This is a genomic window from Sphingomonas sp. PP-CC-1A-547, from assembly GCF_003610375.1.
GTDB lineage: Bacteria > Pseudomonadota > Alphaproteobacteria > Sphingomonadales > Sphingomonadaceae > Sphingomonas.
Genome location: NZ_RAPZ01000018.1, coordinates 1 through 13,814, shown reverse-complemented (window position 1 = coordinate 13,814; position 13,814 = coordinate 1). Strand labels below are relative to the sequence as shown.

Sequence of the window (13,814 nt, the reverse complement as noted above, 5' to 3'; positions counted from 1 at the left end):
GGACACTGGCCCCTCACTTGGCGTTATTGATCGGACGCCGCGCTCGATGCCGCTTCCACCACGGCCGAAGCCTGTTCCGCCATCTGCCTGCAGAGCGTGCGTTCGGACGACTTCTGCGCGCGGGCATTGTCCGCCAGCGACATGGTCTGTCCTTCGCGAACCTCTTCGGGGCGGGCGGGGTTGCCCGAGTCCATCAGGCCGATCACCTGCGGCCCGACAATGTCGCCACGTCGACCGACGGCTTGCTGAGCAAACGCCGCCGGGGTCACGGACATGCCTGCGATCGTCGCGACGACCGACTTGCGGGTATTGGCGACATCAACGGCAGTGGCGAACCCCTTGCCCATGCAATATTCCATCAGGCCAAGGTGATTGTAGACCGAGCCGAACGCGGTCTGCAGTTGTTGGTCGGTCGGCAGCTCCTGCGCCTGCAAGGGGCCAAGCGCCAACGCGCTGGCAAGAATGGTGGCCGTCATGCGACCGGCGAGCGCGGTACGAAATTCCTGCATTCAGGTCTCCTAAGCCGGTGCGAGGACGCTTTCGATGTCAGGCCGTGGAAGTAGCGGCGGCGTGCTGTCGATATAGGTCAGCCAGTGAAGCCAGATGGTGTATGTCCGCATCCTTGTAAGCCGTATCTGGCAATTCAGCGCCATGCTCCCTCGAATGCTGCCACCGACCCAGTTTTCATAGACGGCGCCGCATTCGGATGTTCGATAGGCCACCCATGAACGCTCGGCCTGAACGAGCTTCTGTTCCGATGCGAGTTCACGCTCTTCTCGAAGGCGTTTTATCGCCGCCTTATAATAGCGGTTCAGTTCGGCATCGGCCTTGTCGAAACGATCTGCGAGGCAAGCGTCGATTTCTTGCGTCGACGATCCAGGGCATTGGCCAGCATCGGGCACTGCAACGGCTAACGCCAAAGCAAAGATCGCTAACATCATAGGCCTCCGGTCTCGGATATCTGAGCGCCGATCCGCTGCCCGAAGGGATCGGGCTTTGCAACGCGCATCCGCAGGATATGGCTACGGTGCAGTGGCGCGCGGGAGACGCAGCGATGACCACGGGATGACCGCCCAATCCGGCGCGTCGCACGGTCGCTGCGCTCTCGGGAAATAGGCGCCTAGCCAAAGGCCCTTTTCGGAAAGCGCCCACGCCGGAAAATCCCAGACTTCGGGATCGGAATAATCGCATGCGTCGTCGTCGCCCTTGCTCGGCGGCTCCATCTCCTCGGGATGAAAGCGCTTCAGCAACGCGACAACGCCCGGCGCGAAGCGGTTGCTGCGATATTTGTACCACGCGTCACTATCTTCCGCCGGAACCGATTCCGATCCGAAGGGGAGCAGCGCGTCCAGTACCAATTCCCTGCCGGTAGCCATGTCATAGCTATGGCCCTCGGTGCCGAAGTCCGGGTGCGCGGTGCCCGCGCAGCTCCAGCCGCCCGTCCAGACATAGCTCATATGATTCACCCCGAGCCAGGGCTTGTCCGCCTCCGCAACATCGGTGCCGGGCTGTCCGTCCGATCCGGTGCACGCGAACCAAGCGGAGACGTTCTGCCATTGGTTGCGGGCAAGAGCGTGGTTGACCTCCGCCACCGCAGCCGTGGAATAGCCGCCTTCGATCCGGAACAGCCGGATGCCGGAAAGCGGTTCCCGATACCACCGGATCGTCTTGCCGTTGATCGTCTCTGCCTGCTGCGGGGTGAGGTGGAGACCAGCGAGACGCCAACGCTCATAAACGCTGAGTTTGGCCGGCAGGTCGGCCGGAAGGCTGGCCGGACCGGCCGTAGGATGCAGGCTTACGGCCAGGCGTCTGGCCTTGGCAGTCGTCAGCGTGCCGACTAGGTTCGGTCCAATTCGCTTCAGGAGCAGGTGATCGCCGGTCGTTCGCGACTCCAGGGTCAGCGTTGTCCCCGTCGCTGTGCCGGACAGATCGATGTCGAGCCGCGACGTCTGGTAGAAATAGTGACCATCGACCTCGCCCTTGTCCTCCGTCATCGCCACGACGATGCGCGCGGTACCAGCCACCCCTTCGAACACCGTCTCCGACCCAGCCGAAGCGCTTGCTGGCAGCATCAGAGCGCAGAACGCACCGGCTAGAGCATGAAGTCGATGCATGGGAAGACCAAACCATTGGGTGGGCGTGAGGCACCGCGTTAAGGCATCTCCACGCCGACGGCGACGGTAAATTGCCATGTCGAGTGAGCTGCAATCGGGGCCGTCACGCGCCGCCTAAAGCGCGTCGCGGCGTGCCTTCGGAGGCATGAACTTTTTCGATCGGAGGCGTCGTGCTACGCGGCGCCCTGAAGAGTCGGCCAAAGGATGGATCGTGTTCAAGCGAGTTGGATCGGCGGTAGCGGCCATGGGATTGCTAGTCACCTCCGGGGCGTATGCCGCGACACGTTCGCCCATCGATCTGCAATGTACGGCGGTCACGACCTGGGTATGCGCGGAAGCAAAGGCTTGCGAGCGGCGCGGCGACGAGGCCAAGGAAAGCTACAGCTTCGACCTGGTGGCGATGACGTATCAGGCGCCGCACGATCGGGGAGCAATCACGGAATTCGCAACAGACGACGGCGGCTTCATGACCTTCGTAGTCAGTGGTGGCCGACGTTACGTCCACAAGAACGCCGATGCCGGCGACCCGATGACATCGTTCCTGTACATGTCGTCGCACGATATGCGCGAGCTGCGGTGCAACGCCCGCTATGCCCCGGACGCATCAGCCGTTGCATCCGACGCCAGCCGCGGTCTCACCGGTCGTTACTACCTGTCAGGTGTGATGGAGACGGGATCGGAGCTGGTGCTACGCCCCGATGGAAGCTTCGCCTGGTTCATGAGCTATGGCGCCGCGGATCAAACGGCGGAGGGCAAGTGGCGGATCGATGGCGAAGCGGTCCTTCTGGAAGCCGGTCCCAGCGCTGGCGCAGAACCGGCCTTCCGGCAATTGCGGCTGCGGATCGACCATGGTGCGCTGCTCCTGAACGGCTCGGGTAAGGGCCGGTACGAGCGGCATCCGTAAACGCTGGAGTTGATCCTGCGTACTGGCGGGGTAATACGCTGAGCATGGATCATCGCTACCACCGCGCGACCACGTTGCCGCCGCGCTCTGCTCTGAGGCGTATTTCCGTGCGAGCGATGGTCGTTGCCGCGGTCGCTACCGCGTTGGCGGCATCGCCATCCTTGGCCCAGGCCGAGGAGGAGGCTGCGCCGACGCCGGCATTGCTGACGCAGGTGCTGTCCTGCCAGTCGCGCGACGCGCTCGGAACCTTCGCCGAGCTGCTCTTCCTGCAGAATCGACCGCCGGCGTGGATGCGCCCGAGTAAACTGCCCAAGGCGCTCGACGGTATGATCGGGTTGTATGGCTTCGCGGTGAAGGGAAATGTCTCGGTGTTCGGGGAGCCGGTCGACCACGTCTATTTTATGAGCGACTGGGTTGTCGCGCTACTGCCCCGCGCAAGCGCCGAGCGGGTGATTGCTGCCCAGAAGATGACGCGTGCGCCGATCGCGATGACGGAACAATATTACCGTTTCGTCGATCCCGAGATTGGGCCGATGATCGGCGGGTTCGCGCCGACCGGTGATGCGATGGCGAAAGTGTTTGTCGATGCCTTCGGCGGCGATCCGGGGGCGAAGACCGCGAAGAATCCGCCGTCGCCGGATACCAAGATGCTGCTGGTCGGGTGCAACTACGCCATGGCGTCTCAGGACGATTTTCTGGCTGCGGCGCGTGGCGCCGAGGATACGATGCGCAAGGCGGGCGCGGATATTCGACGGATGGTCGAAGAGGGTGAAGCTCGCCCGCCACGGTAATTATTTTGCGGAAGGCGCGCGGCCGGGAGTGGCGTGACTGCGGGACGACCTCGCAGGATGGCTTTGGATAAAGCAGATCATCACGATCGCCAAACACCCGCATATCCAGAATGCCGGGCGGTCGTCCACATTCCGCAGTCTGTCTATGAGTGGGCAAAAGTTCTTCGCGGTAGAGCCTTTTTCCCGCTCGTCGAACGGAACCGGGCGTGCTGCAGAGATGTGATTAACGAACGTCCGTAATTAGATGGCGGACAGTCACATGCGAATGTCCACAAGTGGTCATGCCGTCGATCGGCGATGGTACGGTCGTTTTGCAGGTTCTTGGGCCTGTCGGTTTTGGAAACGCAGTCTACTCAGGGCTCATCGCCGATTTAAGGCGAGGGGGAATTTGCTCATGTCGAAGGTCAATGGCCAAACCCTGGCGGCGTCGCGACCACGCTCCTTTTGCACCAGAGCACTCAGCAACATCCTCCGTTCGGCTGCTTCAACGGCGCTATTGCTCACCGCGACCGCGAACGCACAGGATAAGCCTGTCGAAACGGGGCGAGACCTGGTCGAGGATCTCCACACCGCGTTTGGCGAGCATCACGCGCGCGCCGTGCACGCCAAGGGTATCATTCTCAAGGGGCGGTTCGAGCCCACCAGAGCCGCGCGATCGCTGAGCCGGGCGCCGTTGTTCGAGCATGCTACGCCGGTCATCGTGCGATTTTCGAACTTTACCGGTTTTCCAGACATTGCCGACAATGACCCCGCCGCCAACCCGCGTGGCATGGCGATAAAGTTCGGGTCGCCTGCCGCCCCTTCACTCGACATCGTCACGCACAATTTCGACGGGTTCCCGACCCGGACCGCCACGGAGTTCGGCGCGCTGTTGTGTGCGATCGGCACGAGTGGTCCGGGGGTTGCCGCACCGACGCCGCTCGACGGGTTTCTTGCCTCACATCCAGATGCCAAGACGTTCCTGACAACACAGCACCCGGCGCCGCTGAGTTACGCGACGACGGCATATTTTGGGGTCAATGCGGTGACTTTCACCGATCGCAAGGGGCGTGCGCGACCGGTGCGCTATCGCTTCGTCCCCGCAGCGGGCGAGCATTATTTTGGTACCGGGGCGGGCCCAGCGCCTGACTATCTGCAACCTGAGATCGCCAAACGCGTAAAGGACGGGCCGGTCCGCTTCGACTGGTACGCGCAGCTCGGCGAGCGCGGGGACCTGCTCGACGATCCGTCGATCGCGTGGCCGTCGAGCCGGAAACTGGTAAAGCTGGGCACGATCACGATCGAAATGCTGGCTGCGAACACCGCAGAAGCCGACCGTGCGCTGACGTTCCTTCCGGGGAGGATGCCGGACGGTATCGCCGCTGCGGACCCGATGCTCGCGATCCGTACCGAGGCGTATCCGGTGTCTTTCGGCGAACGACAGTAATTCGGGGCCGCTCGCCCGCGGTGCAATGGAAGATCACCAATGTTCAAGCCGCGTCGGTACGACCCCGCGATTACCGTGTCGTTCGATGCGGGCGCGTTTAAGGAAACCCAGTCATGACGGCGACCCAGCATGCAACGGCCGCACGGGACGCGAAGCGGCGACATGCGGAGGCGCTCGGTATCGACGAGGCCTTTGTCGCGCGAATGATCGAGCGGTTCTACGCCAAGGTGCGGCAAGACGACGTCCTGGGACCGATCTTTGCGGCGCATGTCGTCGACTGGACGCCGCATCTCGTACAGATGAACCACTTCTGGCGTTCCATACTGTTCAGCTCGGGCGAATTCGCTGGAAATCCGATGCTCAAGCACCTCGTCATTCCCGATCTCGGGCGTGCCGAGTTCGCCCATTGGCTCATGCTGTTCGAGGAGACGCTAGGCGAAATCGGAACCGAGGCGGCACGGGCTCACGTGATCGAGCGCGCCCGGAACATCGCGAACAGTCTGCTCAGCGCGGCGATCGTGCACCGGGGCGGCGGCCTTGGACTGAGCAAGGCCGACACGCTCTAAGCTGCGGCGCGCGGGACTCTCTCGGTCATCGACGGGGGCGCGTCGGTACGGTCCCGTGCTGCTGCGCGCGCAACGTATCGATCAGCAATCGCACTTGTCGCTGGACGCGGGGCACGACCGAAGCGTCGCGAAGCGCGTCCGCGGCAAACGCGTCATCGGCGAACGCGAGTGCATCGGGCATCACGATCACACCCATGTGCTGGAGAATCGTGCGAAGGTGCTGCAGCGCGATCGCGCCGCTCTCGACGTCCTTAGAAACCGACATGATCGCTGCGATCTTGTCGCGGAAAGGGGCGAGGCTGCCGGTGCCGAAGGTCGGCTGAGATCCCCATTCGAGGGCGTTCTTGAGCAGGACCGAGACCGAGCCGTTATACCCCGGAGAACAGATGAGCAGGCCGTCGTGCGCGCACAGGATTTGCCGAATGACCAGAACGCCTTGCGGAACCGCGGACCGTTCAAGGCTAGGACCATATACGGGCAAATCCAGGTCACTGAGATCCAGTACCGAGACATCGGCCTCGATCGCGACGGCGGCGTCGATCGCCAAGCCGAGCAGCCGCGCATTGCGTGATCCGCTGTGTGCGCTTCCGGACAGGGCCAGCAGCGCGATCCGGCTGCCGGCCGGCATGCGCCGCGATCTATCCGATGCGGGCTCGTCATCGTACGGGGGCGGTTGGTCGTTCACGCCGCGATACCATCAGTCGGAGGGCTCCGGCGTAAGGCCCAAGAGCTGACGCAGCGACTATACCAAACGCTGGGATGCCAGCTTGGTACAGCGACTTTGCCATATCTCGGGTCTCCAACGGACTCCGCTTGGAAGTTAATACAGATCAACAGGACGGCTTCGGCGTCGCGCTGTGTACCTATTCCAGCGGAAGGCAGAATTCATGAAGATCGTAGTGATTGGCGGAACCGGGCTGATCGGTTCGAAGGTCGTCGGCAAGCTGGCCGCGCTTGGCCATGACGCGCTCGCCGCAGCGCCCAGCACGGGCGTCGACACGATCACCGGCGAGGGCTTGGCTGCGGCGCTCGACGGCGCCGAGATCGTCATCGACATGGCCAACTCGCCGTCGTTCGAGGACCAGGCGGCGATGGATTTCTTCACGACCGCGGGCCGAAACCTGATCGAGGCCGAGCGGGTCGCTGGCGTGAAGCTGCACGTCGCGCTGTCGGTGGTCGGCACCGAGCATCTGCAGGGCAGCGGGTATTTCCGCGCGAAGCTGGCCCAGGAGACGCTGATCGAGGCGGGGCCGATACCCTATACGCTGCTCCACGCGACGCAGTTCATGGAGTTCCTGCGCGGGATCGCCCAGTCCGCGACCGAAGGCGACACCGTGCGGCTGTCGCATGCGCTGATCCAGCCGATGGCCGCCGAGGACGTCGCCGATGCGGTGGTCGAGGCTGCGCTCGCGCCGGCGGTGAACGGTACGATCGAGGTCGGCGGCCCCGAGACATTCCCGATCGACGAGATCGTCTCGCGCGTGCTCGCCCATGACAGGGATCCACGGACCGTCGTGGTCGATCCGGACGCGCGCTACTTCGGCGTAAAGCTCGAACAGAATTCGCTGATCCCCGGTCCCGACGCGAAGCTCGGCAAGACGCGCTTCGACTGGTGGATCGAGAACGTCGCGCCGCCGCCAAAGCGCTGACGAGGTCAGCGCATTCCTTTGCAGGAGATAGACGATGAAGACATTCTGCCTCGGCCTGGGGGTCGTGCTCGGCATCGGAGCGGTCGCGAACGGCCTCTGCATGCTCGCGTCGCCGACCGGCTGGTATTTCGCGGTGCCCGGCGTGACCACGACCGGTCCGTTCAACCAGCATTTCATCCGCGATATCGGCCTGATCTACCTCTTTCTGGGCGGTGCATTTTTTTTCGGTGCCGCCCGCCCGCACTACCGGGTCGTCGCCTGGGCCGCGCCGGCCTTGTGGCTTTCGGGGCATGCGCTGTTCCACTTCTGGGAAGTCGCGGTCGGCATCTGCCGTACGTCCGCGCTGGCGCGTGACTTCCCCGCGGTGACGCTGCCCGCGCTGCTCGGCACGCTGATCGCGGTGTGGGCGATCGGCGATCGCCGCGCGGCACGACGTCCCACCTGAGCCGATCTCATTTCAAGGGCCGATCTCATTTCAAGGGCCGATCTCATTTCAAGGGCCGATCTCATTCCAAGGATAGTATCATGACGACACGCTTGAACATCGTCGCGCTCGCGCCGGACGCCGTAAAGGGCTTGATGGCGGTCGAAGCGAGCATCGCCGGATCGGGTATCGAGCATGGTCTGCTCGAACTGGTGCGGCTGCGGGCGTCGCAGATCAACGGCTGCGCCTATTGCATCCACATGCATGTCACCGACGCGCTGAAGAACGGCGAGACCGACATGCGCATGCATCTGCTCGCCGCCTGGCGCGACTCGTCGGTGTTCACCGACCGCGAGCGAGCCGCGCTCAACTGGACCGAAACGCTGACGCATGTGTCGAGGGCGGGTGCGCCGAATATCGACTACGCCGTGCTGCAAAGCCAGTTCAACGCGGTCGAGATCGCCAACCTGACCGTGCTGATCGGTACCATCAACCTGTGGAACAGGCTGCAGATCGGCCTGCACGCGGTGGCCCCCCTCGATGCGCCGACCGCGATCGCCGCTGACGCCATCGAACTAGGATATATCCGATGAAACTCTATTATTCTCCGGGTGCGTGCAGCCTTGCCGCGCATATCGCCCTCCACGAAACCGGGGCGTCGTTCGACAGCGAACGCGTCGACCTGACGACCAAAACGACGAGTTCGGGCGCAGATTTCGATGCGGTCACGATAAAGGGCTATGTCCCGGCGCTCGTGCTGGACGACGGCGCGCTGGTCACCGAGAACATCGCGATCCTCGATTATCTCGCCGGCATCTACCCGCAATTCGCGCTCGATGGCCCGCTCGGACGGACCCGCCTGCTCGAGGCGCTCGCCTATATCTCGACCGAGATCCACAAGAGCTACAAGCCGTTCTGGCATGATGGCTCCGACAGCCAGAAGGCGATCGCAAGCGCCTACATCAGCAAGCGGCTCCAGTATCTCGCCGATCGGGTCGCGGGCGCATATCTGCTTGGTGACAGGCCGAGCGTCGCGGACTTCTACCTGTTCGTCACGCTGCTGTGGGCGAGCCGGTTCGGCGTGACGATCCCGTCCGCGCTCGTGCCGGTGTACGACAACCTCCGCGCTCGTGTGGCGGTGCAGGCCACGCTGGCGGCGGAAGGTTTGCGATAAACGCTAACGGGGGGCGGGAATCCTGCAGCATCGCAGCGTATCGCGTTTGCGACGTGTTCCTTGGAGACCAGCATGATTGCCCATCTCAAGATCGACTTCGTGTCGGACGTCGCCTGCCCGTGGTGCATCATCGGCCTGCGCGCCCTGGAAGAGGCGCTGGCGCAATCCGCCGACGCACTCGATGCGGAGATCGCGTTCCAGCCGTTCGAATTGAACCCGACGATGCCGTTCGGTGGTCAGAACATCGGCGAGCACGTCGCGCAGAAATACGGATCGACGCGCGAGCAGTCGGCCGCGAACCGGGCGATGATCGTCGATCGCGCGGCCGAACTCGGCTTCACGATGGCGATGACCGACGACAGCCGGATCTACAACACGTTCGATGCGCACCGGCTGTTGCACTGGGCCGGCATCGAAGGACGGCAGTCCGAACTCAAGCACGCGCTGTTCGACGCCAACTTCACCGACAACGCCGATCCGGGTGACCATCAGGTCCTCGTCGCTGCCGCTGCGAAGGCCGGGCTCGACCCGGTGACGGCGGGCGAGGTGCTGAACTCGGGGCGCTACGCCGACGAAGTCCTACAGGCCGAGGAGTATTGGCGAGGTCGTGGGATCAACGCGGTGCCGGCGATCGTGATCAACGGCAAGCATCTGATCTCTGGCGGACAACCCGTCGCGGTGTTCGAACCGGCGTGCGGCAGATCTCGAGCGCAGTTGGTACAGGCGGTTAGCCAGGTCTCGGGTCTGGCGATCGTACCGTGCATCGATAGACCCGTCGCATGACGAGGCATCAGCGACGAGGATCTGGTCCGATGACAATTGCAGTAGTTGGCGGCACGGGAATGGTCGGTCGCCGGCTCGTCGCGGGGCTGCGCGTCGATGGCCACGACGTCGTCGTCGTCGCGCGCTCCTGCGGGATCGATACCGTTACCGGCATGGGGCTCGCAGAGGCGCTCGACGGCGTGAATATCGTCATCGACGTCTCCAGCCCCGGCTATGCGGCGGCGGACGACATGCACGCTTTCTTCGACGCGTCGTGTTGCAACCTGCTGGAAGCCGAGCGAAGCGCCGGTGTCGCGCATCACATTGCCTTGTCGGCGGTAGGCACCGATCGACTTGGCACTACCGGCTATTTCCGCGCGAAACTGTTGCAGGAGCGTCTCGTCGCGGGATCGGCCATTCCGTTCACGATCCTGCGATCGACGCCGTTCTACGAATATCTGTACGGGATCGTCGACCTTGGTGGGGACGGCAGGTGTCTCCATTTGGCGCCGTTGCTGATGCAACCGATCGCGGTGAACGACGTGGTCGCGGCACTGCAACGGATCGCGCTGGAGCATCCGGCGAATGCGGTGATCGAGATCGCCGGTCCCGACGTGCGCCGCCTCGATCGGTTCGCCGAGGATATCCTCGGCGCCAACGAGGACCCGCGCGACATCGTGGTCAGCCCCGAGACGCCGTATTTCGGCGCGCACATGCAGGGCGAAGCTCTGGTCGTGAGTTCGGGTTCGTCAACATCGTCGATCAGATTCGACGACTGGCTGCGCGAGTCTCTTGAGATATCCAGCACCGCCGATTTAGCGCGGCGACCGGTGGAGATGGCGTTTTCAAGCACGCCCCCTTCCGCTCGACTGGATGGGTCGGGTTGAGTATCGACGCGACGAAAGTGGTGCCATGCCGAGCGTCGGGAGCCTGTTGTCATGCACGAGTTAGGCATCGATTTCTTCGGTCTCGGGAAGCACTACCACCGATGGCGCGAGCGCAGTTCGGCACTGAAATCCAGCGCAGGTCACTGTACGTAGGATCGCCGGAGACGGTCGCGCGCAAGATCGCACGGACGTAAAGGGGCTGGGCTAGCAGCGCTTCCATATGAAATACGGCGCCGGGCCTCGTGCCGATGGTTCGGGATATGTCCGCCCGGCCATTCACGCAGCGCGCGCGAACCGAACTTGGGTATCCATTCAGCCATCGACGATGTCCGCGTATTCCGGATGCTTTCGGTAGAAGTCGGCCATGAACGAGCAGCTGAGCACGACTTTCCGCCCGGCCTGCCGGATCAGGTCGAACACGCCGGTGGCCAGCGCGGTCGCGAAGCCTTGGCCACCATATTCGCTCGGAACCTCGGTATGGATCAGGACCACGCGGGCATTGTCGTTGATGCGGTAATAGGCAGCGGCAATGGCCTCGCCGTCGATCGACGTCTCGAACCGGTGCTGTGCTTCATTGTCGACGACGGGCCTGATCGTGCGGCTCATGCGGCGGCCAATATCGGTTGCCCGGTCCACTCCTCGGCGATCCGGTCGAGCTCGATGCGGGCGCGATCCAGTGCGGCGGCGCGGTCGTCTGGCTGCGCGAACTGCACGGGTTGCGCATCGACGAAGCGCGGGTCGACCGCGCCCATGAATCCGAACGCCGCGCGCAGGGCAGGGGTGAGCGCATCCATCCCCGCCAACGGCGAACCGGGGCGCAAATCGCCGCCGCGCGTCGTTAGGAACAGTATCCTCTTCGTTCCCAACGCGCCGACATAGCGACCATCGGCGGTCGCGACATAGGTTATCCCGGCACGGACCACCGCGTCGATGAACGCCTTGAACGCCGCCGGCATCGACCAATTGTACATCGGCATGGCGAATACCAGCGCGTCGGCGTCGAGCATTCGGGCGCACAATGCATCTGAGGCGACCAACGCTCGCTTCATCTCGACCGTGCGGTCCGCGGCCGGTGTATAGCTCGCGATCGTGAACGCTTCGGTCATGGCCGGAGCAGGGTCGGTTACGAGATCGAGGTGATCGATCGTCAGCGACGGCATGCCGAGTGCGAGCGTCTCGACGAAGTATCGACCCAGGGCGCGCGAGTTCGATCGTTCGCTCTTGGGACTGGTATCGACGTGGAGCAGTTTCATGCATCAGTCCTTGTCATAGGGCGCGGTCGGCTCAGTTAGCCTCCGCCAGCAGTTGCTTGAGGGACGCGCAGGCCTTTTCGAGATACCCAGGCCGCAGGTTGGTCACGCCGAGCAGGAAGCCCGGCGTCGCAGGACCATCGCCACCCCTCCAGCGCGAAAGCGGCGCTGGCGCGATGCCGAGCGCGAGCGCACGTTCGGCCATCGCGGAGTCGTCGCTCCCATCGGGAAGCGGCACGCGAACGGCGAGCCCGGCAAAAGCGTCTACCCCGAAATTCATGCCGAGACACGCGTTGAGCGCGTCGCGTCGCTCTCGGTACAGTGCTTTCATGTGGCGCAAGTGGCGCAGATAATGACCTTCGGCGAGGAAACACGCGAGCGCAAGTTGCGTCGTGGCATTCGGCGCGGGATTGAGGAAGGCTGCAACCTCGCCAAACCGCTCGGCGAGCGACAGCGGCGCGACGACGAACCCGAGGCCGAGCGCCGGGCTGAGGGTCTTGCCGAAGCTGCCGATATGGATCACCCGGCCGTTCGGATCGGTCCCCGCGAACGCCAGCGCTGCGCGTCCCGACAACTGGAGCTCGCTCAGGTAATCGTCCTCGATGATCCAGCCGTCTTCGCGCACTGCCCACGCCAGCAGTTCTCGTCGGCGTTTCGGAGACAGGGCGACCCCGGTTGGCGCCTGCTGCCCAGCAGTCACCACCGCGATCGCCGCGTCGGGCGCGATCTCGACACCGCGGGCGACCAGAATACCATCCGCGTCGACCGGGACATAGGCCACCGACATGCCGGCGAGTTCCAGCGCCCGCCGCGCCATCGGAAATCCCGGATCTTCCATCCAGGCGGTGCGGCCTTGTGCCCGCAAGGTCAAAATCGCGAGGCTCAGGCCATTCTTGTAGCCGCTTGTCAGGATGATCTGGTCGGGCAGGCACCGAATACCGCGCGCGATCGCCAGATAGCTTGCGATCTGCGCGCGAAGATCGGGATGGCCGCGCGGATCCGGCGGGCCGACCGGTGCCATCGCATCGTCGCGCACCGCCTTGGTCCGCATCCGCGACCAGAGTTTCGCGGGGAAAGCATCCTGCGCCGGCACACCCATCTGGAAGGGGAGCGGCTTCAGATAGAAACCGCGCTCGATCCCCTGCATCGGGCGAGGAATGTCGACATGAACCGCGGCGGGCAGGCTGATCGGCTTTTCCGCGACACGCGTTCCGGCGGCGCCAGAGGATATCACGAGCGATTCATCGATCAACCGTTCGTACGCCGTCCTGACGGTACCTCGGGCGACGCCAAGCTGAGTCGCCATGTCGAGCCATGATGGCAGCCGCGCGCCAGGCTCCAGACGACCCTCGACGATCGCATCGCGCAAATTTATCGTTATCTGTTCGGCAATTGGAACAGGTCGATCGCGATCGATGACGATCGACAGGGGCGAAGCAGCCGATGGCATGCTCATGTTCGTTTCCCTGAAAGTTAGTTTGCCCTGCCGGTCAGGTGGTATCGCTGTACAGCTTCGTCGCAGGACTGTCTTGAGGTCTTCCAATGTTCTGAGGAATTATAGATTTTGGGTCGAGGGTATTGGACAGTCACTGGGCACTGGGCACTGGGCACTTGGCAACGGTAGCCCAAGGCTAAGCTTATCACGCAAAAGCAGCGAAGTCTCGTGGCTCGCCCGAAGCCTGTCTAGCCGTTTGCGACCTGACCAACGATCCGAAAATCGCAGATGAACAAGCAGCTGGTTTCGGGAGGCGACGAACGCGACTTGAGCGTCTGCTTCTCTATCGCGGCCTGAGTCAACAGGCGCAGACCACTCTCCGCCGCCGCGAGTGCGCCGGTTTGAGGAATTGGTAGGCGACGAAAATACAAA

18 protein-coding genes are annotated in these 13,814 nt (G+C 63.5%); 10 read left to right on the top strand and 8 right to left on the bottom strand.

The window, feature by feature from the left end; genetic code table 11:
* Window positions 1-23 precede the first annotated feature (23 nt).
* The 3 genes from C8J39_RS18220 to C8J39_RS18210 form a co-directional block, all read right to left on the bottom strand.
* Window positions 24-509: a hypothetical protein gene (locus tag C8J39_RS18220; RefSeq protein ID WP_120301739.1), complete on the bottom strand. Its 486-nt coding sequence runs from the start codon at window positions 507-509 to the stop codon at window positions 24-26.
* A gap of 9 nt (window positions 510-518) precedes the next feature.
* On the bottom strand, window positions 519-941 hold the full coding sequence (locus tag C8J39_RS18215; protein WP_120301738.1) for a lysozyme inhibitor LprI family protein: 423 nt from the start codon (window positions 939-941) through the stop codon (window positions 519-521).
* Window positions 942-1,022: 81 nt separating this feature from the next.
* The gene (locus C8J39_RS18210; protein WP_120301737.1) at window positions 1,023-2,072 is read right to left on the bottom strand and encodes a hypothetical protein; all 1,050 of its coding nucleotides are present in this window, start codon (window positions 2,070-2,072) and stop codon (window positions 1,023-1,025) included.
* A 187-nt stretch (window positions 2,073-2,259) separates the two neighbouring features.
* On the opposite strand from C8J39_RS18210, the gene C8J39_RS18205 reads away from it, so the two are divergent.
* From C8J39_RS18205 to C8J39_RS18190, 4 genes are all read left to right on the top strand, one after another.
* Entirely contained in the window at window positions 2,260-3,018 is a 759-nt protein-coding gene (locus C8J39_RS18205; RefSeq protein WP_147420688.1) for a hypothetical protein, read from the top strand.
* Between the two features lie 107 nt (window positions 3,019-3,125).
* Window positions 3,126-3,809: a hypothetical protein gene (locus tag C8J39_RS18200; protein WP_147420687.1), complete on the top strand. Its 684-nt coding sequence runs from the start codon at window positions 3,126-3,128 to the stop codon at window positions 3,807-3,809.
* 496 nt (window positions 3,810-4,305) lie between these two features.
* The gene (locus C8J39_RS18195; protein ID WP_207897006.1) at window positions 4,306-5,235 is read left to right on the top strand and encodes a catalase family peroxidase; all 930 of its coding nucleotides are present in this window, start codon (window positions 4,306-4,308) and stop codon (window positions 5,233-5,235) included.
* 113 nt (window positions 5,236-5,348) lie between these two features.
* Window positions 5,349-5,801, top strand: coding sequence for a group III truncated hemoglobin (locus tag C8J39_RS18190; RefSeq protein WP_120301733.1), 453 nt, complete (start codon window positions 5,349-5,351; stop codon window positions 5,799-5,801).
* Window positions 5,802-5,826: 25 nt separating this feature from the next.
* On the opposite strand, the gene C8J39_RS18185 is transcribed toward C8J39_RS18190, so the two are convergent.
* Complete coding sequence (locus C8J39_RS18185; protein WP_120301732.1) at window positions 5,827-6,429, bottom strand: NADPH-dependent FMN reductase; 603 nt, start codon at window positions 6,427-6,429, stop codon at window positions 5,827-5,829.
* A 259-nt stretch (window positions 6,430-6,688) separates the two neighbouring features.
* Here C8J39_RS18185 and C8J39_RS18180 point away from each other — a divergent pair, with 259 nt between their 5' ends.
* From C8J39_RS18180 to C8J39_RS18155, 6 genes are all read left to right on the top strand, one after another.
* Window positions 6,689-7,450, top strand: a complete 762-nt coding sequence (locus C8J39_RS18180) for an SDR family oxidoreductase (RefSeq protein ID WP_120301731.1) — start codon at window positions 6,689-6,691, stop codon at window positions 7,448-7,450.
* 34 nt (window positions 7,451-7,484) lie between these two features.
* The gene (locus C8J39_RS18175; protein ID WP_120301730.1) at window positions 7,485-7,895 is read left to right on the top strand and encodes a hypothetical protein; all 411 of its coding nucleotides are present in this window, start codon (window positions 7,485-7,487) and stop codon (window positions 7,893-7,895) included.
* An 80-nt stretch (window positions 7,896-7,975) separates the two neighbouring features.
* A complete protein-coding gene (locus C8J39_RS18170; RefSeq protein ID WP_120301729.1) occupies window positions 7,976-8,467 on the top strand; it encodes a carboxymuconolactone decarboxylase family protein in 492 nt (163 codons plus the stop codon).
* Entirely contained in the window at window positions 8,464-9,048 is a 585-nt protein-coding gene (locus tag C8J39_RS18165) for a glutathione S-transferase C-terminal domain-containing protein (protein ID WP_120301728.1), read from the top strand. Before C8J39_RS18170 ends, C8J39_RS18165 begins: the two co-directional genes overlap by 4 nt.
* Before the next feature lie 72 nt (window positions 9,049-9,120).
* Window positions 9,121-9,831, top strand: a complete 711-nt coding sequence (locus C8J39_RS18160) for a DsbA family oxidoreductase (protein WP_120301727.1) — start codon at window positions 9,121-9,123, stop codon at window positions 9,829-9,831.
* 29 nt (window positions 9,832-9,860) lie between these two features.
* Window positions 9,861-10,697 (top strand): SDR family oxidoreductase, encoded by an 837-nt coding sequence (locus C8J39_RS18155; RefSeq protein WP_183038033.1) that lies wholly within the window; start codon window positions 9,861-9,863, stop codon window positions 10,695-10,697.
* A 312-nt stretch (window positions 10,698-11,009) separates the two neighbouring features.
* Here C8J39_RS18155 and C8J39_RS18150 read toward each other — a convergent pair whose 3' ends face one another.
* The 4 genes from C8J39_RS18150 to C8J39_RS18980 form a co-directional block, all read right to left on the bottom strand.
* Window positions 11,010-11,303, bottom strand: coding sequence for a GNAT family N-acetyltransferase (locus C8J39_RS18150; protein ID WP_120301726.1), 294 nt, complete (start codon window positions 11,301-11,303; stop codon window positions 11,010-11,012).
* Window positions 11,300-11,950 (bottom strand): FMN-dependent NADH-azoreductase, encoded by a 651-nt coding sequence (locus C8J39_RS18145; RefSeq protein WP_120301725.1) that lies wholly within the window; start codon window positions 11,948-11,950, stop codon window positions 11,300-11,302. Before C8J39_RS18145 ends, C8J39_RS18150 begins: the two co-directional genes overlap by 4 nt.
* Window positions 11,951-11,981: 31 nt before the next feature.
* Window positions 11,982-13,403: a PLP-dependent aminotransferase family protein gene (locus tag C8J39_RS18140; RefSeq protein WP_243650252.1), complete on the bottom strand. Its 1,422-nt coding sequence runs from the start codon at window positions 13,401-13,403 to the stop codon at window positions 11,982-11,984.
* A 227-nt stretch (window positions 13,404-13,630) separates the two neighbouring features.
* A partial coding sequence (locus C8J39_RS18980; protein ID WP_220669838.1) for a hypothetical protein occupies window positions 13,631-13,814 on the bottom strand: 184 nt, incomplete at its 5' end.

Bases quoted from the DNA above. Each gene is read 5' to 3' on its own strand.
- C8J39_RS18220 (WP_120301739.1), bottom strand. From the start codon at position 509: ATGCAGGAATTTCGTACCGCGCTCGCCGGTCGCATGACGGCCACCATT.
- C8J39_RS18215 (WP_120301738.1), bottom strand. From the start codon at position 941: ATGATGTTAGCGATCTTTGCTTTGGCGTTAGCCGTTGCAGTGCCCGAT.
- C8J39_RS18210 (WP_120301737.1), bottom strand. From the start codon at position 2,072: ATGCTGCCAGCAAGCGCTTCGGCTGGGTCGGAGACGGTGTTCGAAGGG.
- C8J39_RS18205 (WP_147420688.1), top strand. From the start codon at position 2,260: ATGAACTTTTTCGATCGGAGGCGTCGTGCTACGCGGCGCCCTGAAGAG.
- C8J39_RS18190 (WP_120301733.1), top strand. From the start codon at position 5,349: ATGACGGCGACCCAGCATGCAACGGCCGCACGGGACGCGAAGCGGCGA.
- C8J39_RS18185 (WP_120301732.1), bottom strand. From the start codon at position 6,429: ATGCCGGCCGGCAGCCGGATCGCGCTGCTGGCCCTGTCCGGAAGCGCA.
- C8J39_RS18180 (WP_120301731.1), top strand. From the start codon at position 6,689: ATGAAGATCGTAGTGATTGGCGGAACCGGGCTGATCGGTTCGAAGGTC.
- C8J39_RS18175 (WP_120301730.1), top strand. From the start codon at position 7,485: ATGAAGACATTCTGCCTCGGCCTGGGGGTCGTGCTCGGCATCGGAGCG.
- C8J39_RS18170 (WP_120301729.1), top strand. From the start codon at position 7,976: ATGACGACACGCTTGAACATCGTCGCGCTCGCGCCGGACGCCGTAAAG.
- C8J39_RS18165 (WP_120301728.1), top strand. From the start codon at position 8,464: ATGAAACTCTATTATTCTCCGGGTGCGTGCAGCCTTGCCGCGCATATC.
- C8J39_RS18160 (WP_120301727.1), top strand. From the start codon at position 9,121: ATGATTGCCCATCTCAAGATCGACTTCGTGTCGGACGTCGCCTGCCCG.
- C8J39_RS18155 (WP_183038033.1), top strand. From the start codon at position 9,861: ATGACAATTGCAGTAGTTGGCGGCACGGGAATGGTCGGTCGCCGGCTC.
- C8J39_RS18150 (WP_120301726.1), bottom strand. From the start codon at position 11,303: ATGAGCCGCACGATCAGGCCCGTCGTCGACAATGAAGCACAGCACCGG.
- C8J39_RS18145 (WP_120301725.1), bottom strand. From the start codon at position 11,950: ATGAAACTGCTCCACGTCGATACCAGTCCCAAGAGCGAACGATCGAAC.
- C8J39_RS18140 (WP_243650252.1), bottom strand. From the start codon at position 13,403: ATGAGCATGCCATCGGCTGCTTCGCCCCTGTCGATCGTCATCGATCGC.